This window comes from Elusimicrobiota bacterium, from assembly GCA_016180815.1.
GTDB lineage: Bacteria > Elusimicrobiota > Elusimicrobia > JACQPE01 > JACQPE01 > JACPAN01.
This window is the reverse complement of the sequence record JACPAN010000009.1, coordinates 40,744-64,769: the sequence shown is the minus strand read 5'-3', so window position 1 is coordinate 64,769 and position 24,026 is coordinate 40,744. Positions and strand designations below refer to the sequence as shown.

At 55.7% G+C, this 24,026-nt stretch carries 25 protein-coding genes; 7 read left to right on the top strand and 18 right to left on the bottom strand.

Going from position 1 to position 24,026, the window contains the following annotated elements; translation table 11 throughout:
• Positions 1–5: 5 nt before the first annotated feature.
• The 3 genes from HYT79_04790 to HYT79_04780 are packed head-to-tail and all read left to right on the top strand — an operon-like array spanning position 6 to position 3,234.
• Entirely contained in the window at positions 6–842 is an 837-nt protein-coding gene (locus tag HYT79_04790) for a hypothetical protein (protein ID MBI2069901.1), read from the top strand.
• On the top strand, positions 839–1,780 hold the full coding sequence (locus HYT79_04785) for a PD-(D/E)XK nuclease family protein (protein MBI2069900.1): 942 nt from the start codon (positions 839–841) through the stop codon (positions 1,778–1,780). Before HYT79_04790 ends, HYT79_04785 begins: the two co-directional genes overlap by 4 nt.
• The gene (locus HYT79_04780; GenBank protein ID MBI2069899.1) at positions 1,777–3,234 is read left to right on the top strand and encodes a hypothetical protein; all 1,458 of its coding nucleotides are present in this window, start codon (positions 1,777–1,779) and stop codon (positions 3,232–3,234) included. Before HYT79_04785 ends, HYT79_04780 begins: the two co-directional genes overlap by 4 nt.
• Here the strand turns inward: HYT79_04780 and HYT79_04775 are convergent.
• The 12 genes from HYT79_04775 to HYT79_04720 all read right to left on the bottom strand — a co-directional run bounded on the left by HYT79_04775 (position 3,208) and on the right by HYT79_04720 (position 14,248).
• A complete protein-coding gene (locus HYT79_04775; protein ID MBI2069898.1) occupies positions 3,208–3,762 on the bottom strand; it encodes a hypothetical protein in 555 nt (184 codons plus the stop codon). The two genes, HYT79_04780 and HYT79_04775, sit on opposite strands and share 27 nt — an antisense overlap.
• Before the next feature lie 73 nt (positions 3,763–3,835).
• Positions 3,836–4,555: a hypothetical protein gene (locus tag HYT79_04770; GenBank protein ID MBI2069897.1), complete on the bottom strand. Its 720-nt coding sequence runs from the start codon at positions 4,553–4,555 to the stop codon at positions 3,836–3,838.
• 21 nt (positions 4,556–4,576) lie between these two features.
• Positions 4,577–6,166 (bottom strand): hypothetical protein, encoded by a 1,590-nt coding sequence (locus HYT79_04765; GenBank protein ID MBI2069896.1) that lies wholly within the window; start codon positions 6,164–6,166, stop codon positions 4,577–4,579.
• A 141-nt stretch (positions 6,167–6,307) separates the two neighbouring features.
• The gene (locus tag HYT79_04760; GenBank protein MBI2069895.1) at positions 6,308–6,928 is read right to left on the bottom strand and encodes a lytic transglycosylase domain-containing protein; all 621 of its coding nucleotides are present in this window, start codon (positions 6,926–6,928) and stop codon (positions 6,308–6,310) included.
• Between the two features lie 266 nt (positions 6,929–7,194).
• Positions 7,195–7,998, bottom strand: a complete 804-nt coding sequence (locus HYT79_04755; GenBank protein ID MBI2069894.1) for an enoyl-CoA hydratase/isomerase family protein — start codon at positions 7,996–7,998, stop codon at positions 7,195–7,197.
• A complete protein-coding gene (locus HYT79_04750; GenBank protein ID MBI2069893.1) occupies positions 7,995–8,801 on the bottom strand; it encodes an enoyl-CoA hydratase/isomerase family protein in 807 nt (268 codons plus the stop codon). Before HYT79_04750 ends, HYT79_04755 begins: the two co-directional genes overlap by 4 nt.
• On the bottom strand, positions 8,798–9,196 hold the full coding sequence (locus HYT79_04745; protein ID MBI2069892.1) for a thioesterase family protein: 399 nt from the start codon (positions 9,194–9,196) through the stop codon (positions 8,798–8,800). The genes HYT79_04750 and HYT79_04745 overlap by 4 nt, the downstream gene beginning before the upstream one ends.
• The gene (locus HYT79_04740) at positions 9,193–10,392 is read right to left on the bottom strand and encodes a thiolase family protein (GenBank protein MBI2069891.1); all 1,200 of its coding nucleotides are present in this window, start codon (positions 10,390–10,392) and stop codon (positions 9,193–9,195) included. The genes HYT79_04745 and HYT79_04740 overlap by 4 nt, the downstream gene beginning before the upstream one ends.
• Before the next feature lies 1 nt (position 10,393).
• Positions 10,394–10,657: a hypothetical protein gene (locus HYT79_04735; GenBank protein ID MBI2069890.1), complete on the bottom strand. Its 264-nt coding sequence runs from the start codon at positions 10,655–10,657 to the stop codon at positions 10,394–10,396.
• Positions 10,644–11,729, bottom strand: coding sequence for a 3-hydroxybutyryl-CoA dehydrogenase (locus tag HYT79_04730; protein MBI2069889.1), 1,086 nt, complete (start codon positions 11,727–11,729; stop codon positions 10,644–10,646). Before HYT79_04730 ends, HYT79_04735 begins: the two co-directional genes overlap by 14 nt.
• Positions 11,730–11,893: 164 nt before the next feature.
• Positions 11,894–12,715, bottom strand: coding sequence for a phenylacetate-CoA oxygenase subunit PaaI (locus tag HYT79_04725; GenBank protein MBI2069888.1), 822 nt, complete (start codon positions 12,713–12,715; stop codon positions 11,894–11,896).
• A 15-nt stretch (positions 12,716–12,730) separates the two neighbouring features.
• Positions 12,731–14,248 (bottom strand): aldehyde dehydrogenase family protein, encoded by a 1,518-nt coding sequence (locus tag HYT79_04720; protein ID MBI2069887.1) that lies wholly within the window; start codon positions 14,246–14,248, stop codon positions 12,731–12,733.
• 362 nt (positions 14,249–14,610) lie between these two features.
• On the opposite strand from HYT79_04720, the gene HYT79_04715 reads away from it, so the two are divergent.
• A complete protein-coding gene (locus tag HYT79_04715) occupies positions 14,611–15,858 on the top strand; it encodes a NupC/NupG family nucleoside CNT transporter (protein MBI2069886.1) in 1,248 nt (415 codons plus the stop codon).
• A gap of 7 nt (positions 15,859–15,865) precedes the next feature.
• Here the strand turns inward: HYT79_04715 and HYT79_04710 are convergent, their stop codons facing one another.
• Complete coding sequence (locus tag HYT79_04710) at positions 15,866–16,870, bottom strand: hypothetical protein (GenBank protein MBI2069885.1); 1,005 nt, start codon at positions 16,868–16,870, stop codon at positions 15,866–15,868.
• 107 nt (positions 16,871–16,977) lie between these two features.
• Between HYT79_04710 and HYT79_04705 the strand changes: the two genes are divergently transcribed.
• Positions 16,978–18,645 carry an FAD-dependent oxidoreductase gene (locus HYT79_04705; protein ID MBI2069884.1) on the top strand — a complete coding sequence of 556 codons (1,668 nt, stop codon included), beginning with the start codon at positions 16,978–16,980 and terminating at the stop codon, positions 18,643–18,645.
• Between the two features lie 11 nt (positions 18,646–18,656).
• Here the strand turns inward: HYT79_04705 and HYT79_04700 are convergent, their stop codons facing one another.
• The 4 genes from HYT79_04700 to HYT79_04685 form a co-directional block, all read right to left on the bottom strand.
• Positions 18,657–19,043, bottom strand: coding sequence for a response regulator (locus HYT79_04700; protein ID MBI2069883.1), 387 nt, complete (start codon positions 19,041–19,043; stop codon positions 18,657–18,659).
• A gap of 29 nt (positions 19,044–19,072) precedes the next feature.
• Positions 19,073–19,771 carry a hypothetical protein gene (locus HYT79_04695; GenBank protein MBI2069882.1) on the bottom strand — a complete coding sequence of 233 codons (699 nt, stop codon included), beginning with the start codon at positions 19,769–19,771 and terminating at the stop codon, positions 19,073–19,075.
• A gap of 90 nt (positions 19,772–19,861) precedes the next feature.
• Positions 19,862–20,797 carry a response regulator gene (locus HYT79_04690; GenBank protein MBI2069881.1) on the bottom strand — a complete coding sequence of 312 codons (936 nt, stop codon included), beginning with the start codon at positions 20,795–20,797 and terminating at the stop codon, positions 19,862–19,864.
• 21 nt (positions 20,798–20,818) lie between these two features.
• Positions 20,819–21,616 carry an ABC-2 family transporter protein gene (locus HYT79_04685; protein MBI2069880.1) on the bottom strand — a complete coding sequence of 266 codons (798 nt, stop codon included), beginning with the start codon at positions 21,614–21,616 and terminating at the stop codon, positions 20,819–20,821.
• Between HYT79_04685 and HYT79_04680 the strand changes: the two genes are divergently transcribed.
• Positions 21,615–22,520: an EamA family transporter gene (locus HYT79_04680; protein MBI2069879.1), complete on the top strand. Its 906-nt coding sequence runs from the start codon at positions 21,615–21,617 to the stop codon at positions 22,518–22,520. The two genes, HYT79_04685 and HYT79_04680, sit on opposite strands and share 2 nt — an antisense overlap.
• Positions 22,521–22,527: 7 nt before the next feature.
• Here HYT79_04680 and HYT79_04675 read toward each other — a convergent pair whose 3' ends face one another.
• A complete protein-coding gene (locus tag HYT79_04675; GenBank protein MBI2069878.1) occupies positions 22,528–23,331 on the bottom strand; it encodes an ABC-2 family transporter protein in 804 nt (267 codons plus the stop codon).
• 110 nt (positions 23,332–23,441) lie between these two features.
• Here HYT79_04675 and HYT79_04670 point away from each other — a divergent pair, with 110 nt between their 5' ends.
• Positions 23,442–23,939, top strand: coding sequence for a hypothetical protein (locus tag HYT79_04670; protein MBI2069877.1), 498 nt, complete (start codon positions 23,442–23,444; stop codon positions 23,937–23,939).
• Positions 23,940–24,026: the final 87 nt, after the last annotated feature.

Sequence of the window (24,026 nt, the reverse complement as noted above, 5' to 3'; positions counted from 1 at the left end):
ACGATTTGAGAATAAAATTTTATTTCGCTTTGACTCTGTTGATGAGCGGCTGTTCGCCGGATCATCTCAAAAAATCGGGCGACTATTATTTTGAGCGCGGCGTTTACCCCGAGGCCATCCGCTACTATGAAAAATACTTGGCCAAAGCGAAAACGCCGCAAGCCGAGTCCGCGGCGGCCATGGCCCTGGCGCGAAGCTGGGCGCGCTTGAATCAATGCGATAAGAGTTTCGAATACCTGGAGCGGGTCGCTTCCGGCGACCCCATGGGCCCGCAAGCACGGCAGGCTCAAAACGCCATGCTCGGCTGCGAAAACTATTTTCCCCTCGACGGCGGGGACCGGTGGGAAGACGTGGACTCCGCCACCAAAGGACGCAACATGTGGGCCGCCAGCGAAACGCAGAAACAGCCGGGTTCTTTCGTCGTCCGGCGCAAAATTTACGCGGGCATCAACAGCAAGCGCCTGGTGCATGAAACCATCTACATCTACGCCCAAGAACCGGGGCTGCTTTGGGAGCGCGTGGCCGGCGCGCCCACGGATGGCGCGACGCTCTTGCTGCGTTTTCCTTACGAGCCGGGTTCCTGGTGGAGGACGATCAGAAACGGCAAATCCGTGCGCCGGACCATCATCGAGAAGCACGCAACGGCGAGCGTGGCCGCAGGCACGTTCGGGCAATGCATCGAGGTCATGGAGGAGCTCGAAGGCGGGGACCTTTCGGAAAAACCGAGAATTTACGATACTTACTGCCTGGGCGTCGGACGCGTCCGCCAGCGAATCGGCGCCGGCGAACGCAAAGAGCCGCACAGCGAACTTCTGGCAAGATCAGGCATAACAAAAAAATGAGGGCCCTCTCCTTCTCTTCGATTAATCTCTACAAAGAATGCCCCCAGCGTTTTAAATTCCGCTACGTCGACGGCATCAAGGAAGCGCCCAAATCCTATTTTTCTTTCGGACAGTCCGTGCACAAGGCGCTGGAGTTCCTCTACCGTTCCCAGCTCATGGCTCCCTCGCTGGAAGAAATCCTTCATTACTTTGAAACGAACTGGGTCAGGGGAGGCTATGCGTCGGAAAAAGAAGAAAAGCTCCAATTCGCCGAGGGCTCTCGCATCGTGCGCGCCTTCTACGCCAAACATATCGCGGATTGGCAGCCTGCGTTCGCCACCGAGTATTCGTTCAACCATCATTTCGACGGCGTCGAGGTCACGGGTAAAATCGACCGCATCGACAAGCTGCCGACCGGCGAGCTCCATGTCATGGATTATAAGACCGGCAAATCCTTCGCCTATTGGCGGCCCCGCCAGGATGAACAATTGACGCTCTATCAACTGGCCACGGAAGCGGCGTTCGGCCTGCCGGTGGCCCGGCTGACCCTTTATCATCTGCCGACCTTAAACCCCATCAGCGTGGAGCGGCATCCCGACACTCTGGTGCGCGGACTAAGGAAAGAAATCATCCAGGTTAAATCGTCGATCGATAAAAAAATATTCGATCCAAAACCCGAAGAAAGAAAATGCCTGCGCTGCGACTATCGCCCGATTTGCCCGGCGTGGGGCAACAATGACCGGCCCAAAACCATGACGATGAAAACGACGGCGCAGGCGGCGCTTTCGGCTTCGCCCGCAATGCCGGCCGAATCGAATCCCCCGACAACCGCGCCCCCGATGAGTCCGCAGGCGGCTTTGGAAAACCGGGTTGGGCAGCTTGAGCAAAAAGTTCAAGAGCTCCAAGGAGAAATCACCCGCCTTCGGCTGCTCATCGCGGACCCGGCCGTTAAAAGGTGACCAAGCCTCTCCTGATCGGGCTTGATCAGGGATCAAGCTCCACCAAGGGCATCCTCTACGACCCGAAAAACAAAAAAATTCTCGCCTCCGAACGCGCCGGTATTAAAACCCGGCGCCGGGCCGAAGGCAACCGGCAATTCGTCGAACACGACCCGGAAGATATCCTCCATAGCGTCCGGCGCGTGCTGAAACGATTGGCCGCCCGGGCCCCGGCCCGCCGGCGCCTCAGCGTCGGCCTGGCCTGCCAGCGCTCCAGTTTTCTTTTCGTCCGCGCGGGAACCCTCGAAGCGCTGACGCCGGTCATTTCCTGGCAGGATACGCGCGGGTTGGAACTCTTGAACGCGCTCCAAGACAAAGCGCCGCTTGTTTACGAGAGAACCGGGCTTTACCTGACTCCCTACTACATGCTGAGCAAAATCATTTGGCTTTTTGAAAAATACAATTTCGGCGAAGAAGCGCGCCAAGGAACAATCCGATTGGCTCCCCTGTCGTCCTACCTGGCGGCGCGCCTGACCAAAAGCGACCGGCTGCTCGTCGATCCGACCCATGCTCAACGAACATTGCTGCTGAATATCGACTCCGGCGACTGGGATTTGGCGCTGTGTTCGGCTTTTGGCGTGCCCAAACCGTTTTTGCCCGAACTCAGGGAGACCTCGGATGATTACGGGACCATCGATTTGCCCTCCCGAACCGCGCGTTTAAGCGGCATGATCGGCGATCAACAGGGGGCTTATTGGGCGCTCGAATCCTGCGCGAACGATCAACCGGCTCTGATTAATTTGGGCACGGGCGGTTTTTTATTGCTGCCCACGGGCCGCAAACCGGCGCGCGCCAAGGGTTTGCTCTCCGGAATCTTAAGGAAAGAAAACGGCCGGATTCTTTACTGCCTTGAAGGAACGGTGACCAGCATTCAAGGCGCGCTGCTCTGGCTTAAAAATGCCGGGCTTTTAAAAGACACGGATCGATTCCGGCCGCCGAAAAAAGGGCAATGGGGGCTCCTGCCCGTTGTTTCCGGAGGATTCGGAGGATTATCCGCCCCTTTTTGGCGCGGCGACGTCAAAGTGGCCGTCAACGGCCTGCATCAAGGCAATACGCGCGAGGACATTGTCCTGGCTTTTCTTCTGGGGCTGACGCATCTGTTTTGGGAAATTTTAAAACCGCTTGCAGGAACGCCCTTTTATCCCAACAAGTTGACGGCTTCCGGCGGGCTTTCCAAGAGTTCCGGGCTTTTGAATATTCTGGCCGAATATCTTGATTTGCCGGTTCGCCCGGCTGAAAACCCCGACTTAACGGCGTTGGGAGCATGCCTGGCCGCTTGGCCGCAGGCGAAATGTTCGATCCGCTTGGGGAAGCCGGTTGTCCCGGCGCCTTCTCTTCGCGAAGAAGCGGCCTGTTACCGCGCTCGCGCCGAAGCGGCTCTTCTGGCTTTAATAAGCGACGACAAGCCGGGTTAAGGGGAGAACAACCCGGCCCATCCGGTTGCCGATACGAATAATCAGCCTGGCTGAAATCGCGGCTCCTTCGGTTAAAGCGGGCTTAAGGGCCGCTGCGCCCGGGGCCGGCCGGGCTTGGTATAAAACCCGTTGCGACAAACCGGGCTCAAGCGCAATACGCCCGGGCGGGCGCGGCACAGGGGAGCCTTCGACGATTTCAACGATGCCCCAACGCCTGGGGGAACCGGCGCCGTTGGGACGGATTTCAAGACGGACGACGCGGATTTCCGCCTTGCCCGAAGCCTCGGAGGCGCGCCCCCAATGTCCCGAAATTTGCGCCCCAAGCTGGCCAGTGGGTTTAGCAGCGCCGCTGTAACGGCGTTGCTCGTAAACGGCGAATCGCTCGATGTCGAAACGAAGATTTTGATGAGGGCGCCATCGCCCTCCTTCGTGAATTTCAATAAACGTCGCGTCAACGGGTCCTTCGCCGGCCAGAGGCTGATGGCCGGCCGAGATCATGACGGTCAAGACGGCGACAAGGAATTTCATTCCCCCTCCCTTGCGCGTTTAAAGATAAGGCGGCCGGCGGGGTAAACCCCGCCGGCCGCCTAAAGTTCAATCCTTACGGTCTAAACAGCGAACAATCGGAACCGGTCAAGGGCGGCTGAGTATCAATGGCCCTGATCGGAGTGCTCTCCACATTGCGCTCCGGCTCCAAATCCGGATTCGTGCGCGCGCGGTGAAGCGCCTCGTCATAGGCCGGGCCTTTGGCCCTTGAGCCAAAGAACATGCCCGCGCCGACGGCGGTCACAACGCCGGCAATGGCGGCTGAGGCGCCGGCCACCGGTGTTCTAGTTTTAGCCAAAAACTTCAACCCCAAACCGGTTACCAAAGCCGCGGCTGCGCCAAACCCCAAACCGGTTAAAATGCCGGTTGTCGTTCCGGCTGAAGAAGCCCGGCTGTTGGCGTAAAGCTCAGGATTGACGATACGGTGATAACGGCGGACTTCAACTTCCCGGTTAACGGAACCGGGCTGCCAATTCGACCGGACGCATTGCCGGATCTCATTGCCGTCGCGATCCGTGCCGACGACGCCGTACTCAAGGCAATTGCACCGACCGGAGATAATTCGCTCCGTCGGCTGGCCCCGCTCCGTGCGGACCAATTGCGTGCCGTCGCGGCGAACGGGCGACTCAGGCGTCGCATCCATCATCACGCCCAGGCGAAGCGTGCTCACCATGGGGTCGATTTTTAATTCAGCTCTCGGGGTCGGCTCGCCGAACGCAGGCATCACCAAACCCAAAGCAAGAAACGCTGTCCATGACTTTGCGCTGTATCTCATGATTGCTATCTGCCTCCTTAACTAATCAATATTGATGCTTTCTTCAAGCTCTTCCAGAAATTCGTAATTCTCCCACTCGCTGCCGGCGCAGACAACGCGCATGCGCGCGCCTTTGAATTCGCCGTAATGAGCGTCGGCACGCCCATTCACATCCCTTGGGAAGGCCCGGACTTTTAAAAACCTCTCGTACGATTCGTAGCTCGCCCGGTTGCAAACGCTGTTCAAGGGAAAAGTGAAAGAAGCGCGCGGCGTGGTCATGCTGAAACTCCGGTTGGATAAAAGCCTGCGCTCTTGCCCGCTGCGATCGCCGGCATAAAACCTTAACTCCACGTAGCCGCCGTCCGCCCTCATCCGGTAAAACTCACCCTCATTGACGATGCGCACGCTCGCCGATACCTGAATGCCGTCGCTGCTGAACCCATATTGAACGCCCAGCCATCGCGATGGCGCCGGCGGCGAAGCCGGTTGGGTCGCCGGACAAAGATACTCGGCATGCGCCTCGTAATCGGCAAACCCCGACAGCCGGCCTCCCGTAAAACGATCCTTGACCGACACCGCGGCTTTGAGATAGCGCCGGTAAGGTTGACTTGAGGGACGCGGACAAACAGCGGCCTCGGACAAATGAAAACTGCCCACGGCCGCGATCATGGAGGACTCGCTTAAGCCGCTCAATGAAGTCCATTCCTGCCCCCAGGCATCGCCCACGCTGAAGGTCAACGCCGCATACCCGCGCATGCGTTCGACAGCTGTAAACAAATCGCTCTCCATGCGGACAACCGCGCTCAAGGAGCCCGGAACCGCCCCGCTGTCAAAACTCAACGATACCGTAGGCCGGCAATCCCCACTGAAAACAGGCGTCTGTCCCGGCTGGCGCGTATATGAAGAATGGCAAGGTGAATCAGCGGGAGCTCGGTTGTCGAACGTCTCGACGACGCGCGGCCCCACGGTGCTCGCCGAATCCCACTCGGGCTCTAAATCGGCCTTTTGCCTAGCCCTGCGATAAGCCGGCTCATACGCCTCCCCATAAGAACGCTGATAAGCCCGGTCGCCGAAATGAACGCCGGAACCGATGCCTGCAGCCAAGGCCACCGCGCCGCCGACCACCCACGGCACGGCCGCGGGCATTGCGCCGAATCGCCCTCGACGCAAAAGATGAAGTCCTCCGGCCGTTACCCCGAACGAAGCCGCGCCCACGCCCAAACCGGAGAGAAGGCCGACCCTGGCCGCGGCGCCGTCGCCCGCGCCACGGGCCGCTTCTTCGGCTCTGGTTTGGGAATAAAGCTCGGGATTGACGATTCGGTAGCGGCGCGTGATGCGATGGGATTCCCGGACCTCGCCGCCATGCCAATCGACGCCGCAGCGGCACCAAGGGTCATGCCTGGTGCGCCCCAACGATTCCGTTCGCTCTTCCATCAAAGCCGTGCCGTCTTCAAAAAGCTGAATCGGGGTCAACGTAGCGCTTCCTCCGGAAGCGGCTCCCGAGCGCTCGGCGCCGTCAAAACGGGATTGCGCCAAGCCGATGCCTTCGATATTGGGAATATCCTGAGCCAAGGCCGGATAGGGTTGGAATGAAAACAAAAAAACCAACGAACAAGCCGCGACCTTCTTCATCGTTCCTCCACCGTCAAAGTTTCTGGGGATGTTGCGAACAAAAATAATTAAACACTCAATGGAGGCGCTAAGCCAGGGTCCTTCGGGGTTAGGAGGGTAGGAGCTTAAGCCCTAGGGTAATGCGGGACTTTAGATAATGGGTTAGAGAGTAGCGGCTTGAAATTTCAAAAGCTTGATAGGAACCCCGGCGTCTTCAGCAACAGCCACGCCCGCGGGCGCGGTCATCGCCCAGGTTTCCGGGTTGTCTTCGATCCAATGTTTCAGCAAAAAAACGGCATTGACGAATTTTTGGGTTTCCTTGAAAGCGGGGATTCCTTGATGACGGCGCACGGCGCCGGGGCCGGCATTATAAGCGGCCAAAGCCAAATCCGTGCGGCCATTGTAACGCTTCAGAAGAAGGCTTAAATAGCCGGCGCCCGCGCGCAGGTTGGCGGCGGGGTTGTAATGATCATCCTTATGAATCCCCATCGCCTCAGCCGTCCGGGGCATTAACTGAGACAAGCCCACGGCGCCGACCCGGGATCTTGAATTTTCTTTGCCGGCTGACTCAACCATGACCACGGCCTTCCACAAATTAGGGTCCAACTCATGCTTAATCGCGGAATCCCAGATCAAAGAATCATGTTTATAAAAGCCCTCGCTCATGACCAGATGCCCGATCCAAGCTTGCTGTTGAGGAGGGATTGATAACTGCCATCTTGAAACAGCGGCCTCAACCTGCCGCCCGTTTGAGGTGATCAAGGGCAATATATAGAAAGCCATAAACACGCCCGTTAGAATAATAAAGGTCCCGGAGGCGACAATCAAGCTGCGAAGGCGTCTTTGCCTTGCTTTAAAGGCCGGGTAAAGGATCGATTTGTTTTCCCTACTCATGGCTTCGGGTGAAGGGGTTTGGCCACCCCAACTCCGACTGTTTAAAGTATAGACCCGCCTCTATCCGGCTCCTAGGGTCATAGGGCCCATAAACAGCCAGGAAGAAAACCTATTTTTAGAGGGACTAAAGACCTAATCTAAGATGGGACTAAAGTCTATTTCCCTGTATAGACCGGCTTTCTTTTTTCCAAGAATGCGGCCAAGCCCTCGGCATGATCAGCCGTCCGGCCCAAATACTCCTGGGCCGCGGCTTCATAAGCCAGGGCTTCGTCAAAATACCGGGCTTGGGAGGCAAACTGGAGAGCGCGCTTGGTCAAAACAATGGCCTGGGCGGGCAATTCCGATAACTCCTTAATAGCGGCCTCAACTTCCTGGTCCAACGCCTCGGGAGAAACCGCCTTGTTGATTAAGCCGCAGGCCGCTAAATCCTCGGCTGTAGCCCGGCCCTTGGTCAAAAAGAACTCCATAGCCTTCGAATAGCCCATGGCGTGGGTAACCAGATAGCTTGAGCCGGTATCCGGCGCCAACCCCACCTTGGCAAAAGCCCCGACAAAGCCGGTCCCCAGCGGCGCAAATTTAATATCACAGACTAAGGCCAAAGCCAATCCCGCTCCGGCGCAAGTGCCGTTAATGCGGCCGATCACAATCTGAGGCATGCTTCTGATCATTTTGGCCACGGGATGAAAATTGTCGTCCAATTCCTTGCGGAAACCCAGCATTTGTCCGGCGTCCACCCGTTTTTTAAAATCCGACAAATCAGCGCCCACGCAAAAACCCCGGCCCATCCCCGTCAAAACAACGGCCTTAAGCGTTACGTCGCCCGAGGCCTCCCTGAGGGTTTTTTTAAGCGCGGCCAGCATGCCTGCGGTTAAGGCATTCATGGCCTGCGGCCGGTTAAGCGTTATTGTTAGAACGACGCCCTGGCGCTCAATAAGAATTTCTTGGCTATCGGCGCTCATTTGTTTTTGAATTTAGGCTCCCTCTTTTGCAAAAAGGCCCGCATGCCCTCCTTTTGGTCCTCGGTAGAGAACAAGCTGTAAAAAAGCTGGCGCTCAAACCTCAACCCTTCATGCAAAGGAACATCGCCGGCCTTCAGAACGGCTTCTTTGGCGCGCATCGCGGCCACGCGAGGACGTTTGGCGATTTCCAAGGCCAGGGCTTCGGTTTCAGGCAACAGCAATTCCTTGGGCACGACTTTATTGACCAAGCCCCAAGAATGCGCTTCTTGGGCGCTGAAACGCCGCCCGGTCAATACCAATTCCATGGCCCGGTTTGCTCCAACGGCGCGAGTCAGGCGCTGGGTCCCGCCGGCGCCGGGCATAATCCCGATTAAAATTTCAGGCTGGCCGAATTCCGCGTCTTCGGCCGCCACGATCAGATCGCAGCCCATGACCAGTTCGCAGCCTCCGCCTAAAGCAAATCCATGCACGGCCGCAATCAAGGGTTTTTTTGTCTTCCAAACCCTCAGCCACTTGGCCAACCGGTCCGATTTGGACATTTCCTCTTCCGTTGCTTCAACCATGCCTTTGATATCCGCCCCTGCGGCAAACGCCCGTCCGCGCCCGGCCAAAACAATGGCGCCGATGGATTCGTCGCGGTCCAACTCTTCGAGGCGGACCGCCAATTCTTCGATCACGGCGTCGGATAAAGCGTTCAAGGCCTCCGGCCTGTTTAAAAAACAAACGGCGATAGGCGGCTTGCGGACAAGCTCAACGGGGCTGCCCTGCGCTTTGGGTTCAACCGGCTTAGCTTTTGTGTTCATCGATTGTTTGCATGTTTTAAAAATTTTCGGTACCGATCCCTGCTGAAAACAAACTGCTTGTGTTCGCCTTCCCCTATTTTGCTTTTTCCGCAATGAGCTTCCAAACGGCAGGTGATCACCGGACCTTTGACTCCCTTGAACTTGGCCGTCACCCGGATGGTTTCCCCCAGAGCCGCCGGCGCCAAATGCTGCGCTTTCACTTCGCAGCCCACGGCATCCTCGCCCTCTTCAAGATACGGCTGAAGCAGCTTGCGCGCCGCGCATTCCATGGCCCGGATCATGGCCCAGGTGGAATACACGGGGTGATTCACATACCCGGGCATGTAAGGCCTCATCCAGGGCTTGGCTTTATCCACGAATACGGCTTTTTTAGCCTTGCTAATTCCCGGCTTCATGGCGTTTGTTCGATCAGCGTGGCCACGCCTTGGCCCACGCCGATGCATAAAGTCGCCAAACCGTAACGCGCCTTTCTTCTTTTCATCTCGTAAAGCAAGGCCGTCAAAATCCTTGCGCCTGAACAACCCAGGGGGTGACCTAAAGCAATGGCCCCGCCGTTGACATTGACTTTAGCCTCGTCCAAGCCCAATTCGCGGATCACGGCCAAGGATTGCACGGCAAAAGCTTCGTTTAATTCGATCAAATCGATTTGTTCCAATTTGATTCCGGTGCGCGCCAAAAGTTTTTTGACCGCCGGAACCGGGCCCAAGCCCATGTATCTTGGGTCGACGCCGGCTGCAGCCGATCCCAGCCATTTGGCCATGGGCTTTAGCCCCAAAGCCTTTGTTTTTTTCTCGCTTAATACCAAAACAGCCGCGGCGCCGTCGTTTAACGACGAAGAATTGCCGGCGGTCACCGTGCCATTGGCGCGAAACGCGGGTTTTAAGGCGGCCAGCTTGTTGAGGTCGGTTTCCGGACGTATCGTTTCATCGATGCTCACGATGGTCGAGCCCTTCTTGGAAGCAATGGCCACCGGAACAATTTCTTCCTTGAAGCGGCCGGATTGCGTCGCGGCCCAAGCCTTCTGATGGCTGGCTAAAGCGAAACGGTCCTGATCTTCACGGGAAATTTTGCTCTTGTCATAAACATTCTCCGCGGTTTCTCCCATGGATTCCAAGGGAAATTTTGCGGCCAATTTAGGATTGGGGAACCGCCACCCCAAGGCCGTGTCATAGGCCGTGATATTGCCGTAGGGAAATCCGGTTTCCGGCTTGGGGATGGCCCAGGGGGCGCGGCTCATGGACTCAACGCCTCCGGCGATGAACATGTCCCCTTCCCCCGCGATCACGGCCCTGGCCGCCTGATTGACGGCTTCCAGGCCCGACGCGCAAAGGCGATTGACGGTGACCCCGGGCACTTGCTGCGGCAAGCCCGCCAACAAAGCGGCCATGCGCGCCACATTGCGATTGTCTTCTCCCGCCTGATTGGCGCAGCCGAACATCACATCGTCGATTTGATCGGCAGGGATGCCCGATCGGTTGATGAGCTCGGCGATCACGAAAGCAGCCAGATCATCCGGGCGCACGCCTGATAAAGCGCCCCCTAATTTTCCCATCGGGCTTCGGACGGCGTTGATGAGCAGGGCTTCGGGCACGTTAATGATGATTGGGGCCGGCAACGCGGCCGCGGAGCGCCCGGCGGACGTCTTGAAGAAAAACGTCGAAATTTTCAACCGCATGGTAAGCCGCGGCTTTTTTGAGCGGAGAAAAAAGCGTGATGAAGCACCCGGCGCAAAAATGAACGCCGTGATGGTCGAAAACACCTAACGTTTTGGGGTGTTTTTTTAAGAGTTCCCCCACTGTCTTTTTGCTTAAACCGTTTTTTGGCCTGGGGCTCTTTTTCTCTTTACGCTTTAGCATGAAGCTCCGCCTTCCACTCAAATGGGCCGCGCGGGGAATTGGTGCCCAGGCGCATGGCTAAATCAATATGCTCGGCCGTGGCGATGCCGTCGTTAATCAAAATTTCGGCTTCCGCGATTTGCGCTTTTAACACCCGCCAAGCCGTCTCTTCCCTGCTTGATCGGCCCGATGGCGAAGGGCAAACATCGGACAATCTCGGGTTGGGGCCGATCACTTGCTGGCCGTCATAAAGGTAATAGCCCCGGCCGTTTTTTCTGCCTAAACAGCCTTCTTTGACCAAAGTTTCTTGCACCGCGCTGGGCTTCAATCGTTCCGGCTTGCCAAGGGCGTCATAAACAACCTTAGTAATCGCCAGATTGACATCCAAACCGATGAAATCCGCCAATTGAAAAGGCCCCATGGGATAACCCATGGAGCGCAAAGCCGCGTCAACGGACTCAATGTCCGCCAAACCCTGCTCGATCAAGCGCAGCGGCTCGATAAAATACGGCCGCAGAATACGATTGACGATGAAGCCGGGCGCGTCCTTGGCCTCAACGATGGTTTTGCGCAAGGAGCGGGCCAGGGTTCGGGCCGTCTCCAGCGCCAAGTCGGACGTCGCCCGGCCCTTAATGATTTCGATGAGTTTCATGACCGGAACAGGATTGAAATAGTGCATGCCGACGACGCGATCGGGATTTTTACAGGCGGAGGCGATGGCGTCGATGGAAATGGAGGATGTGTTGCTGGCTAAAACCGCGGATGCAGAAACCGCGGCTTCAAGGTTCCGGAAAACGCCTTGTTTGGCGCCCAGTTCCTCGGCCACGGCTTCAACGACAAAATCGCAATTTTTAAAATCGGCCCAGTCGGAAGTCGGGTGGATGCGCCCAAGGGCTTTGACGGCATCCCCCTGTTTTAGCTTTCCCTTTTCTTCGAGCCTCAGGAGGCGGCGGTGAATTTCCGATAGGGCCCGGTCTAAAATATCCCGCGACAAATCGTAAACAACGGTCTCGTATCCGGCTTCGGCCGCCACCTGGACGATGCCGCGGCCCATGGTCCCGGCGCCGACAACGCCGAGTTTTTTAATGGCCATGCCTATCTCCGTCATTGCGAGCGCAGCGAAGCAATCTCATAAAAGTTCGTACAAATCCTTCCATTCTGGATTCGAATTGCTAATCAAAAAATAAACATAAAACTGTTTTTCAAACATTTATGAGATTGCTTCGTCGCTTCGCTCCTCGCAATGACAGGAAGGAATCATCCCGGGATGAAGGGTTCCTCGAGCATTTTCGCTTCTTCGGGCTTCCACTCGGGTACAGCCAGCCCGAATTCCCCGCATCTGGCCTTAACCTCATCCGCGAAGGCTTGCCGGACTTGCTCGTTGTCGCGTTTTTTCAAGCCCAGCTTTCGATAAATTTTATTTTTCGGGGAATTGCCGCGGCCGAAAATATTCATGGTGCGCGGGTACCATCGGTTTAACGCATCTTGGGTTTTCTCGCGCGTGCGCTCATCAGCGGCCAAACGCTTGACCCAATAATCCCCGTGCGCCATGTGCATGGCTTCTTCCTTGAAAATGCCTTCCATGACATCGCACCAGGGCTGATAAGAGCACTCCTTGGCGTCCTCAAGCTGATGGCCCGCGCCCCGGTCCATGCAGAAATTGAACATGATGAAGTCATACCAGGTTTCGATGGGGTAATAAAAAATATTGACCCGCTTATCTTCAGCCACGCGCCGGGTGCCCAATTCCTGCTCGCTGACCCTTAAGCTGAAATTATGACTCTCGTAATAACCCTGGACTTCAACGCCCATGGATTCCAACAACCGGTACATGACGCGCGCGTGGCGCACCTCGTCTTTGACGATTTGAGCCACGGTAAGGGTTTCCTGGATGCTGGGTGATTTCATAATCCAGGGCACATAGCCGAACGCCCCGGCCAACTCGGAATCCGCCTGCATCATCATCAAATTGGTCAAATGCTCGCGGTATTCCTGAGTCATCTCATCGAGCGAGGCAATACGCTCGCCTTTGGACAATTTCTCGGCCAAACTCTGCTCTTTTGCATTTTCGGACATCATTGATGCGTCCCCCTCTTAATTCAAATCAACCCAAACGCTTTTAATTTGCGTGTACAAATCAATGGCGTATCGGCCTTTTTCACGGCCGTACCCTGATTGCTTATAGCCGCCCCAAGGCGAGGCGGAATCCACGAAGTGATAGCAGTTGATCCATACCGTGCCGGCCTTCAAGGCATGGGCCACGTTGAACGCCTTTTTGACGTCTTTAGTCCAAACCCCGGCCACCAAACCGTACACCGTGGCGTTGGAGCGCGCGATCACTTCATCAACGCTTTCAAACGGGATCACGGCCGCCACGGGCCCGAAAATCTCCTCTTGGGCGATTTTCATATCGTCTTTGACGCCGGTAAACACCGTTGGCTTGACGAAATAGCCTTTCGATAAAGGCCCGTCGCTTCGCTCGCCTCCGGCGAGAACCTTGGCGCCTTCTTTTTTGCCGGATTCCACATAACTCATCACCCGTTTTAGCTGCTCCTCGGAAACCAACGGACCCATATGCGTATTAGGGTCCAGGCCCGGCCCTTGGCGTATGGTCTTCGCCTTGGCCACCAAGGTTTCCAGCAAGGCTTCGTATTTTGATTTTTCGATAAAAATCCTGGAACCCGCGGAACAGCATTGGCCCTGATTGTAAAAAATGCCCATGAACATGCCCTTGGCCGCAGCCTCCAAATCCGCGTCCGCAAAAACGATATTGGGGGACTTGCCGCCTAATTCCAACGACAAACGTTTTAGATTCCCCGCCGAGGCTTTGACGATTTCCCGGCCGACTTCAGTGGAACCGGTAAACGTCACCTTGTCCACGTCGTGATGACTCGCCAAGGCGGCGCCGGCCGTCGGCCCGAACCCGGGCACGATATTCACCACGCCTTCCGGAACCCCGGCTTCAAGCAATAATTCGCCCAGCCTTAAGGCCGTCAACGGCGTTTGCTCCGCCGGTTTTAAAACCAAAGTATTGCCGCAGGCCAAGGCCGGGGCAATACGCTCAATGGCCATGAGCAAGGGAAAATTCCACGGAATAATGGCGCCGATGACCCCGACGGGCTCTCGCACCGTGTAATTGAAAAATTTAGCGCCCGGCGCGTAAGGCACGCTGATCGGAATGGTCTCTCCGTGAATTTTGGTCGGCCAGCCCGCCCAATAGCGCAGTAAATCCACAACCAGCGGCATATCGCCTTTGCGGCTTTCGCGGATGGTTTTGCCGTTGTTTAAAGTTTCCAATTGGGCCAATTCATCCGCATGCGCCTCGATCACATCCGCGATTTTGTTCAACAAGCGGCTGCGCTCGGACGCGGTCATTTTCGGCCAAGGCCCCTGCTCAAAAGCTTTGCGGGCCGCGGCCACGGCCCGGTTGATGTCTTCTTGGCCGCCTTCGGCCACGCGCGCCAAAACCTCCGCGGTCGCCGGGTTTAAAGCATCGAACGTTTTGCCTGCAACAGCGTCTACCCATTGCCCGCCGATGAGCATTTTCTTGGGTCCTTTGGATAAAAACGCGCGCACCGAAGCATGAATCTCAAGGGCAACGGTTGCGGACATGAATCCTCCTGTGCAGAGCTCCGGAGGACGCTGGCCCGCCTGAGGCGGGACCCCTGCAGACCTCCTGATCGTATTAATCGCTGTTTTCATGGGCTGACAGCCCTTCAAATTCTACAAGATATGCTATCTTCGCTATTCCCATGCTGGTGAATCCTAAATCAGTCCGCATCTGGGTCATTTTCCTCATCTGCGGCGTCATCGGCGCGGCCCAAGGAGGTTTTCTCTCCTGGGCCCTGCGGGGCAACGCGGCTCAAGCGCAGGAATCCACCGAACCGGTGACGGCCGGCAACGAAGCCCCCTCCTCGGCCAATGCCATCGCTTCCCATATCAAACAAATCAAAGCCGAGCAAACGCCCTTAGACATGCGCCAACGGGCTATTTCGTTCTTGGGCATTTTCGTCATCCTGGCTCTTTGCTGGCTTTTTTCCCCGAATAAAAAAATCATCCCCTGGCGCGTCGTGGGCTGGGGCATGGGCCTTCAGCTTCTATTCGGCATTTTCGTTTTGAAAACCGGTCCCGGCCTTTGGCTGTTCGATAAATTAAACGACGGCATGAACGCGCTGCTGGGTTTCACTCAAGAAGGTTCCGCTTTCCTGTTTCGATCCTTCGTCACCGGGCAGGTGGACAGCTCCTTCGTCAATTTCACCTTTCAAGTGCTGCCCACCATCATCTTCTTCTCCTCGTTTATGACCGTGCTCTATCATGTGGGCGTCATGCAATGGGTGGTGCGTCTCTTTGCGGTGGCCATGTATAAAACCATGAAAACTTCCGGCGCCGAAACCCTCTCCAATGCCGCCAATATTTTCGTCGGGCAGACCGAAGCGCCCCTGGTCGTCAAGCCCTATATCGAAAAAATGACGCAAAGCGAATTGATGGCCATTATGGTGGGCGGCTTCGCCAACACCGCAGGCGGGGTGCTGGCCGCTTATGTGGGCATGCTCAGGGATTTCTTTCCGGATGTGGCGGGGCACATGATCGCTCAATCCGTGATGAGCGCGCCCGCGGCTTTGGTCTGCGCCAAACTGGCGTTTCCGGAAACCAAAGAGCCTGAAACCCGCAGCAAAATGCATGTCGAAGTCAAAAAAATCGACGCCAACGCCATCGACGCCGCCAGCCGGGGAGCCACGGAAGGGCTGCATCTGGCTTTTAACGTGGCGGCCATGCTGCTGGCTTTTATCGCCTTAATCGCCATGGCCAATGCGCTGTTGGGCCAAGCCGGGAATTTGATCGGATGGCCCAACCTTTCCCTGCAACAAGTCTTCGGCTGGGTTGGCTGGCCCCTGGCCTGGATTATGGGCGTTCCAAGCCAGGATTGTTTTACCGTCGGGCAGCTCTTGGGCGTGAAAACCGTGGTTAATGAATTCGTGGCTTATCTGCAATTAGCCGACATGCTCAAAACCGGAACGCCCTTATCGTATCGCTCGGTCGTGATCGCGACCTACGCGCTGTCGGGATTCGCCAATTTTTCTTCCATCGCCATTCAAATCGGCGGCATTTCCGGCATTGCGCCGACTAGGCGCCATGATTTAGCCAAGCTGGGGTTAAGGGCCATGATCGTGGGCGCGCTCGCCTCATTCACCACAGCCACCATCGCCGGGCTTTTGATTTAACAGCCGGCTAAGGAATCCGCCAACCGGCATTTAGCTCATCCAGAAGACCGTTAATCTTTTCTTTGCCGCCGGGATCGACTTGAGCCAAACCCGTCAAAAACTCCTCCATATTCATCGGGCCGCCGCGAACACGCGTGAGCCGATTCAAACCGGCAATGATTTCACGCTCGGAAGCGCCCAAATATTTCCAAATCAGCAAAACCACAAACCACTCATTCGCCTGCTGCTCAAGCCAAGGCTTCTCGATCCAGGCCGGCGATCCGACTTCCACGATGAGATTTTGAATCGGATCATTACCGCTGCCGCGGCTAACAGCCATAACCGATGCAAACGGTCCCCGGGTCAGGGCTATGGCCATGCCGTCAGCCAATCCTTCATCCAGGGCGTGGAAAGGGCTGGTCCGGGCGTCCATCGCCAGCAGCAGGCTGCCGTCGGCACGGTCAAAAATCGATTCATCGTGGCAAGAGCCCAGGGACTCCGCCAGAAGCTGATAGGCTTTTCGCGATGAATTTCTGATCACCTGGTCGGAGAATACGGCATGACCCAGCTCATGATAAAAAACCCGGAACGGGTCGTCGCCGGTGCAAGTTCCGGGCATAAACAGCACCGCAATACGACGTCGAGTAAAATCATAATGCCCCCCTTCGCAGGTATGGCCGAATTCAACGGTTACAGGCTCGTCAAGGCGCTGGACCATTTCTCCCAAAGGATTGACCCTGGAGCTGGCCATCAGGCAAACGATCTCCTGAATAAATTTTTTATGGACGGAATCCGTAATGAGATTAAGATTGCCCCTGTTGATGATGCGGCCGTCGTAACTCAAAATCAACAGCCGCTCGACCCCGGCGTAAAGAGGCGCCCGGTCGGAAAATTCACAAGGCCGGCCCAAATACGGTCGCTTGGATTTGGAACCGCCTTGGGAGTCCGGTGGTTTCTGAGCATGAAGGCCGGACGCCGCCAGCAATACGGCAGCCGCCGTGGACAACACCGCCTTATGGAGTAAACGGCCCATTACTGCTGAGGATACACCGAGCAACCACCAAGCGCAAGGACAGCCCTAATTTCTAAAATAATATTTTCAATAGACTCAACCAATACGATGATAAGGAGAATTTTAAGATGAATGCGACAAAAGCCTTCCGCCCATCAGACTATCAGCTTGAACTTCCCGTCAATGACATCATCCGGACAGAATCCCCGTCGGCGGATGCCGTTTCTTTCGATGTTCTTTTCGTGGGGGCCGGGCCGGCTAGCCTGGCCGGCGCGATCAAACTTTCGCAGCTTGTTAAAGAAGAAAACGATCGGACGAACGGGGCCTTCGGCCAAGTGACCATCGGGGTCCTTGAAAAATCCGCGGAGGTCGGGCATCACATTCTTTCGGGAGCGGTGATCAACCCTCGAGCCTTCAACGAACTTTTCCCGGCAATTCCGCTCTCGGAACTTCCTTTTGAGGGTCCGGTCAAACAAGACGCCGTCTATTTCCTGACGCCTAAGCAAGCGTTTCGCCTGCCCACTCCTCCCACCATGCATAATCAAGGCTTTTACGTCGCTTCCCTCTGCAAGGTTGTGCGCTGGCTGGCCGAAAAAGCTCAGGAAGCCGGGGTGGATATTTTAACCGGTTTTCCGGTCAGCACGCTTTTGGTTCAGGGTGATAAAACGGTCGGCGTGCGCACGACGGATTCCGGCCGGGGCCGTCAAGGCGAACCTTTATCGAATTTTCAACCGGGGACCGATATCACGGCTAAAACCGTGGTGCTAGGAGAAGGGACCAGGGGTTATCTGACCCAAGCCTTCCTCAAGTGGCAAAACATTCAATCTCCTAATCCCCAAATCTACGCCCTGGGCGTCAAAGAAGTATGGAAAGTCCCCAAAGCGCACGATGCGGTTGTGCATACCATGGGCTGGCCGCTCAATACCCGCACCTTCGGCGGCAGTTTCTTTTACCCCTTAAAAGATAATCACGTGGCCCTGGGGTTGGTGGTCGGCTTAGATTATGGCGATGCCTCTTTGGATGTGCATTATCTTCTTCAACAGCTCAAACAACATCCCTTCTTCCGCAAGTATTTGGAAGGCGGACAAATCGTGGAGTCCGGAGCCAAAACGATTCCGGAAGGCGGTTATTGGTCTCTCCCTTCACGCTTATCCGGTTCGGGCGTCCTTATTGTCGGCGATTCAGCCGGCCTGGTGGAGGTCGCCTCCCTCAAGGGCGTTCACTATGCCATGGCCTCCGGCATCCTGGCGGCTGAAACCTTATTCGAGGCGCTGAAATCGAAAAACTTTTCCGATCAATCCCTGGCCGCTTATGATCAAAAAGTGCGCGACAGCTTTATCCATCAGGATCTTTATCGACGCCGGAATATGCGGCTGGCCTTTAAAGAAGGTTTCTGGCTGGGGTCTATTAAAGCCGGCCTCTCTTTGATCACGGGCGGCGCTCTTTTCGGCGGCCGCGTCCCTGCGGAACCCGACAGCCGCGCGATCCGCAATGGAACGGAAAAAACGAAATTTTCCCCCGACGGCAAACTCACCTTCTCTAAATTGGATATGGTGAACCAAGCAGGCAACTCAACGCGAGACAATATCCCGTCTCATCTCTTGGCTTCGAAAGAGATTAACCCGGCTTTAGCGGAGTTTTACGCGAGCGTCTGCCCGGCTGGGGTTTATGAGGTTGTGGAGGGCTCGCTCCGGATTAATCCGCCCAATTGCATTGATTGCAAAGCCACCGACGTCGTCGCTCCCAGATGGTCCCCTCGAGAAGGCGGAAGCGGCCCAAGATATACGCGAATGTAAGAAGAAGGGGACTAAGCTACGTCCCCTTTTGTTACTTCCGCCCCGAGAGTCGCTTTCACTTTAGACAACAAATCTTCGGACCGAAACGGCTTAGCCAGAAAACCGGCGACATTACCCGCCTTCTCGAACAGCGTTTTGGCCGGTTCAAGAGCGGTCAAAATCAAAATAGGGATATTTTGCGTGGCTTTTTCCTGGGCCATTTTAGTCTGAAGCGAATAACCGTCCACGCCGGGCAGCATCACATCCAAGACCAAAAGGTCGGGCCTGGTTTCCACAATAGCTTCCCATGCCCTTCGCCCGGTGTCGCAAGTCGCCACCCGGTGACCGGCGCCTTCCAGGATGATGCGGATTAAATCCAGCATCTCCGGCTCATCGTCAATGACAAGAATTTTCGCCATAAATGCTTCCTGCGCCGATCAAAAGGCTTTTACTTGCCGCCTTTGGAGGCTTTTTCTTTATCGTGGGCTCCGCCGTAAAGCTCGCTAAAACGGGCCGGGTGTTTCTCTTTAAACTTCGCCAATAGCCCCTTTCGATGCGCCTGCCATTCGTCTTTCTTGGCGCCGATTTTTCTTTGCACGGAATCATAGACCAGGAAATTCCAAATCTGCTTGCCTTCATCCTTGCTGATCTCGCAGCCGGGCTTGGCCATCATGCGCTTGACATAGCGCTGCCAGATGTCGCCCTCGGGCTGCAAAACGTTTTTATCCTGGAAAAGAGCCGGCTGGCTTTTTTTAAGATCCGCCACTTTCTTATTGCGCTCCGCGACATCTTTGCCATCGGGCTCAAAAAACTGGGAATTGAGCGGACGCACGACTTCGTGACACTTGGCGCATTTAAGTTTCATCGCAGCAAACGCCTTCTTGTGAACGTCCGGATAAGCCTTGAGGTGTTTCTCCTCATAATCCTTGACGAATTGATTGCGCTCATCGGCCGTCATCCACGTCATGTCATTGGCATAAGGCTGAGCTAAAGCCTTGGCTTTTTCCGCTTCGAAAGAAGACCCCTCTTCTTTTTTGGCCTTGGTTTTACCCTTCGCGTCGGCCGCATAAGACGTTCCCAATAAAAAGCCTGTCACTAAAGCCCCGAAAATAAAAATTGACGCGCTGTTGATTGTTCGCCGATTCATCGCGTGAAACCTCCTGATTGATTGGAAATTAAAACTGGACACTTGGATTCTGGCAAGTTGCACGATCTTTTTCAAGATTCGCCCAATCCGTCATTCTTTGCGGCGATCCGTCACCACCAGCGAAACCTTCCGATCGCCCGAAGACTTGGCGTACGTTTTCAGCTCGGACGCCAATTGGGCCAAGCGCGCGTAATGCTCGATGGTCTTTGATTCCGTGTCCACGACGGCGATGGAGAGGGTCATCAGCGGAAATTCCTGCTCCTGACCCCTTCGACCCCTGGTCACGATAAAGCCGCGCTCGCGCTCCTTGTCGGCGTAGAACATGGGCGATTGCCGGTCGAAACGTTCGGCGATGATTTGCGCCCGGGCCGCGGCGCCTTCAATGCGGCCGAGAGTGATGAAATCATCGCCGCCGATATGGCCCACGAAGTCATCCGGGTCGCCCTTGGCATCCGTTGTTTCGATGATGACTTGGGCCAAGGCTTTGATGACTTCATCGCCTTTCTTGTACCCATAAAAATCGTTATAGGCTTTGAAATGATCGATGTCGATATACGTGAAGGCGAAGAGCTGCCCGGATCTTAAGCGCCGCAGAGCCTCCTCCTCGATCGCCGGGCCGCCGGGCAAGCGCGTCAAAGGATTGGCGCCTAATTGCTGGGAGCTTCTGCGCAAAATACCGTTGATGCGCGCGTCCAATTCCCCGGCGTGAAACGGCTTGGCCAAATAATCGTCCGCGCCCAAAGCCAAACCCTGAATTTTATCCGGGATTTGCCGGCGGGCCGTCAAAAAAAGAATGGGCACATAGCGCGTGCGCAAATTCTGGCGCAGTTCCTTGCAGACTTCAAATCCGGAAAGATTGGGCATTTGAACGTCCAGGATAATCAAATCCGGAGGATTGCCCAAAGCGAATTTCAAGGCCTCCAGGCCGTCGACGGCTTCCACGACCTCATGGGCCTGGGTTTTTAAGTGGCTGACCACCAAACGCCTGAGATCCGGCTCATCATCGACAACCAGGATTCTGGCCATAAATTTGTCCTCAATAATACGTCAACTGGAAACGGATGTATAGCGCGCCAAGCAAAATTGCCACAACCGCAAGGACGCGGCCACGGAACCCGCGGCCAGAAACACGGCAAAAACCACCCAAGGCCAGCTTAATAAGCCCAGCAACGCCTTGGCCGGGAAACTCGTCATCACGGCCACGGGGATCACGAACGTCAGAAAAAACCGCATGCCCTCGGTGTAAATATCCGAAGGAAAGCGCCCTAAAATCATCAGGTCCCGGTACAGCCAAATCGTGTTCTCCAATTGCTGCGTGGCGACCGCGACGGCGGCCACGCACACATGAATGGCGAAGGCAATAGCCACGCCGCCCGCGACCAACAGTAAATACAGCGCCAAGCGATCCGCGCCCAAGGCTTCGGCAGGCAAATGCCCCATGGCCCAGAACGTCAGAACAATCACGGGCACGGCCGTCAAAAAATCAAGGATATCCACGGTTTGGCAAGCGATGCGAAAGAGCGGGTTCGCGGGATGAAGAAGGTAATAATCGAGCTCGCCCTCCACGACGATGCGGCGGATGCCGTAAATGCCCCGGAAAAAAAGCTGGGCCATCAAATCCACGAGATTGAACGTCAAAAAGAACAAAGCGGCTTCGGGCAACGTGTAACCGCGCAGAGAATTCGTATGCCGGAAAATCGCCACGATGAACATAAAGAAAAAAATAAGCCGCACCAGCTTGCCCAATAGCCAGCCCAGGGAATTGATCCTCGTGGCCCAAACCTCGGCGAAACTCATCTGCGCCAGACGAAACCAGATGCGGCCATAGCGGCGCAGGGTTTTCATGAGATTGCTTCGCTTCGCTCGCAATGACAGAATCATAGCAATGTGGATTCTCATGGGTCTTTCCGCAGCTCTGCTTCACGCCACGGAAGGGGCCTGGTGCAAACATCTCTCCAGGCGCGGTTTTTCCAGCGGTATCATGTCCCTGGCTTTATTCCTTTTCGCCGTGCCCGTTTATTTCGCCGCGCTGCTGAGTTCGGAAGTACCCGTTTTAGGCCCGGCGTTCTGGCCCGCGGCTTTGGGAAGCGCCGCCATCAATCTCGTTTCCATCTTTCTTTACATGAAAGCCATCAGCGTTGGAGAGTTAGGCGCGGTTTTCCCCTTGATCGCGCTTTCACCGGCTTTTATGCTGTTGACCAATCCGATTCTCTTGGGCGATCACGCCGGCTTAGGCGGCTTGACCGGTCTGCCCCTGGTCTGCCTCGGCGTCTACCTTTTAGGATTGAAGCCCGGAATGCCCTGGACCGAGCCGCTGAAATTCACGGACAAATCCCACCGTTATGCCCTGTCCTGCGCGCTGATGTGGTCCGTGGCCGCCAACTTGGACAAACTGGGCACGGTTCATTCATCGCCTGCGTTTTTCCTGATCGTCCGCGATTCCATCACGGCCTCGGGCATTCTGGCGCTTATTTTTCTGCGCCGGCCGGGCGAACTCTCGCGCCTGGGCACATTGTCCGGCATCGCCAGCCTGGCTTTGATCGGCCAGCTCTCCGCCGTCGCCGGCATTATTCAAATCAAGGCTCAGTTGTTGACCCATGCCGCTTATCCGCTGGCGATTAAACGATTGGGCCTGGTGGCTGCCGGCATTTACGGCAAAATTTTCTTCGGGGAAGAGCTGGGGTTTAAGCGCGTCGCGGCTTGGCTGGCCATTCTAGGGGGCCTGGGGCTGATGATCCTCAAGCCATAAACCAGGCTTATCCGCCCTCGGCTTGGTAGGATTGCAACCCCCGGCGCCATAATGAACGGACGATAAAATAAAAACAGCCGATCCAGCCCAAAAGAATGCCGATGCCGGCGGCGATCTCCTGTGGATTTAAGCGCTCGAGATAAACGTTAAGGGGAAAATAGACAAGGTAGGGAAACGGCAGCATTAATAAAAATTCACGCGCCGCGGCCGGCAGCACATCCAGCGGAAAAAACGCGCCCGAGCAGAATTCCATCACCAACGACGCCGCCCACAAAAACCCGATGGATTCCGCGCTCCAAAAACCCGAAGAGGCCAAGGACAGGCTGATCAAATAATAAAGAATGAGAGCCAGGCCCACGCAAGCCAAAGCCCAAGCTAAATTCGCCCAAGAATCCGGCCAATAGAGATCGGCCTTTAAAAGAAAAGTCAACATCCCGACCTCAACAACCGCCGCGGCCAGGCGAATGATTTTATCCGAACAATCGAGCGCGAACTGATACCCGAACATATTCACCGGACGCATCAAATGCGCGGAGAGGCGCCCTCTGGCGATTTCCCAGGTCAACTCAAAGGCCCGGCTGGATAAAACCAAGGCGCGCAATAAGCTTAAGCCCAGGACATAAGTCAACATTTGGGAGCGAGTGTAACCGAGGAATTGATCCCCACCCTGCCCTGTCCCGATCAAAGCCGACCATAGAAAATAAAGGGACAACACAAGGGACAGGCTGCGCACCCGCTCCATCATAAAGGAAGCGCGCCTGGACAGGGCCTCCGTCAGGTTTAACAAAAAAACGCGTAGATACTTGCGCATGAACCCGTATTAAAGCGTTTTCAACCCCCCGAAAAAGCCGTAAAACCGGCCTTGACAACGCCCAAACCAGGGGGTATTAAAAGAATAGAGCGTTTGGGTTAATAATTGATATGGGACTGCTTGAGGGAGTCATTCCTGCTATTTCGATTGTTTCGGGCACATTATTTTTAATGCCCGCCCTCCTTTACCTGATTCCCTTTGCCGCTATTTTTCTTTTTCTAAGCGGGGCTCCGTCCGAAGCTGCCTCGATGGAAAGCGCTGAAACCGTCAAACCGGCGGTGCAATATGCCGTCATGAAAATAAATACTTTTGATGAGATTGCTTCGGAGGCAGCGCCTCCTCGCAATGACAGAATTGAGGGAATTACTATCCCATATTTTGAAACCGCGGCCGGCCAGGCCTTGCTATTAACCGATGATCATGCCGTTTATTGGCTTTCCAGCGAGCAACCAGGCAATCTCTACTTTATGCTGAGCCGACAGAGTTCGGCCCTTTCGCCCCCTCAAACCGCAACCCAAGCGACCGTACCGGCCGCCGAGCCCAAAACCCAAACGCTCGAATCTAATGCGGCTCGCGGACGGGCTCCGCCGGACAGGTGGTCGCGATGAAAACGCCGATCCCCGCCTTCCCCAAATCCCTCCAAACCAGAACCGAAGCAGAACAAAAAATATGCCGAACGCTTTCCATCGAAAATC

Excerpts from the sequence above, each read along its gene's own strand:
- HYT79_04765 (MBI2069896.1), bottom strand. The coding sequence starts at position 6,166 with ATGAAGAAGGTCGCGGCTTGTTCGTTGGTTTTTTTGTTTTCATTCCAA.
- HYT79_04720 (MBI2069887.1), bottom strand. The coding sequence starts at position 14,248 with ATGTCCGCAACCGTTGCCCTTGAGATTCATGCTTCGGTGCGCGCGTTT.
- HYT79_04695 (MBI2069882.1), bottom strand. The coding sequence starts at position 19,771 with ATGAATCGGCGAACAATCAACAGCGCGTCAATTTTTATTTTCGGGGCT.
- HYT79_04735 (MBI2069890.1), bottom strand. The coding sequence starts at position 10,657 with ATGCTAAAGCGTAAAGAGAAAAAGAGCCCCAGGCCAAAAAACGGTTTA.
- HYT79_04685 (MBI2069880.1), bottom strand. The coding sequence starts at position 21,616 with ATGAAAACCCTGCGCCGCTATGGCCGCATCTGGTTTCGTCTGGCGCAG.
- HYT79_04675 (MBI2069878.1), bottom strand. The coding sequence starts at position 23,331 with ATGCGCAAGTATCTACGCGTTTTTTTGTTAAACCTGACGGAGGCCCTG.
- HYT79_04705 (MBI2069884.1), top strand. The coding sequence starts at position 16,978 with ATGAATGCGACAAAAGCCTTCCGCCCATCAGACTATCAGCTTGAACTT.
- HYT79_04690 (MBI2069881.1), bottom strand. The coding sequence starts at position 20,797 with ATGGCCAGAATCCTGGTTGTCGATGATGAGCCGGATCTCAGGCGTTTG.
- HYT79_04770 (MBI2069897.1), bottom strand. The coding sequence starts at position 4,555 with ATGAGATACAGCGCAAAGTCATGGACAGCGTTTCTTGCTTTGGGTTTG.
- HYT79_04670 (MBI2069877.1), top strand. The coding sequence starts at position 23,442 with ATGGGACTGCTTGAGGGAGTCATTCCTGCTATTTCGATTGTTTCGGGC.
- HYT79_04680 (MBI2069879.1), top strand. The coding sequence starts at position 21,615 with ATGAGATTGCTTCGCTTCGCTCGCAATGACAGAATCATAGCAATGTGG.
- HYT79_04775 (MBI2069898.1), bottom strand. The coding sequence starts at position 3,762 with ATGAAATTCCTTGTCGCCGTCTTGACCGTCATGATCTCGGCCGGCCAT.
- HYT79_04730 (MBI2069889.1), bottom strand. The coding sequence starts at position 11,729 with ATGGCCATTAAAAAACTCGGCGTTGTCGGCGCCGGGACCATGGGCCGC.
- HYT79_04755 (MBI2069894.1), bottom strand. The coding sequence starts at position 7,998 with ATGAGCGCCGATAGCCAAGAAATTCTTATTGAGCGCCAGGGCGTCGTT.
- HYT79_04700 (MBI2069883.1), bottom strand. The coding sequence starts at position 19,043 with ATGGCGAAAATTCTTGTCATTGACGATGAGCCGGAGATGCTGGATTTA.
- HYT79_04750 (MBI2069893.1), bottom strand. The coding sequence starts at position 8,801 with ATGAACACAAAAGCTAAGCCGGTTGAACCCAAAGCGCAGGGCAGCCCC.
- HYT79_04785 (MBI2069900.1), top strand. The coding sequence starts at position 839 with ATGAGGGCCCTCTCCTTCTCTTCGATTAATCTCTACAAAGAATGCCCC.
- HYT79_04760 (MBI2069895.1), bottom strand. The coding sequence starts at position 6,928 with ATGGCTTTCTATATATTGCCCTTGATCACCTCAAACGGGCGGCAGGTT.
- HYT79_04715 (MBI2069886.1), top strand. The coding sequence starts at position 14,611 with ATGCGCCAACGGGCTATTTCGTTCTTGGGCATTTTCGTCATCCTGGCT.
- HYT79_04725 (MBI2069888.1), bottom strand. The coding sequence starts at position 12,715 with ATGATGTCCGAAAATGCAAAAGAGCAGAGTTTGGCCGAGAAATTGTCC.
- HYT79_04710 (MBI2069885.1), bottom strand. The coding sequence starts at position 16,870 with ATGGGCCGTTTACTCCATAAGGCGGTGTTGTCCACGGCGGCTGCCGTA.
- HYT79_04745 (MBI2069892.1), bottom strand. The coding sequence starts at position 9,196 with ATGAAGCCGGGAATTAGCAAGGCTAAAAAAGCCGTATTCGTGGATAAA.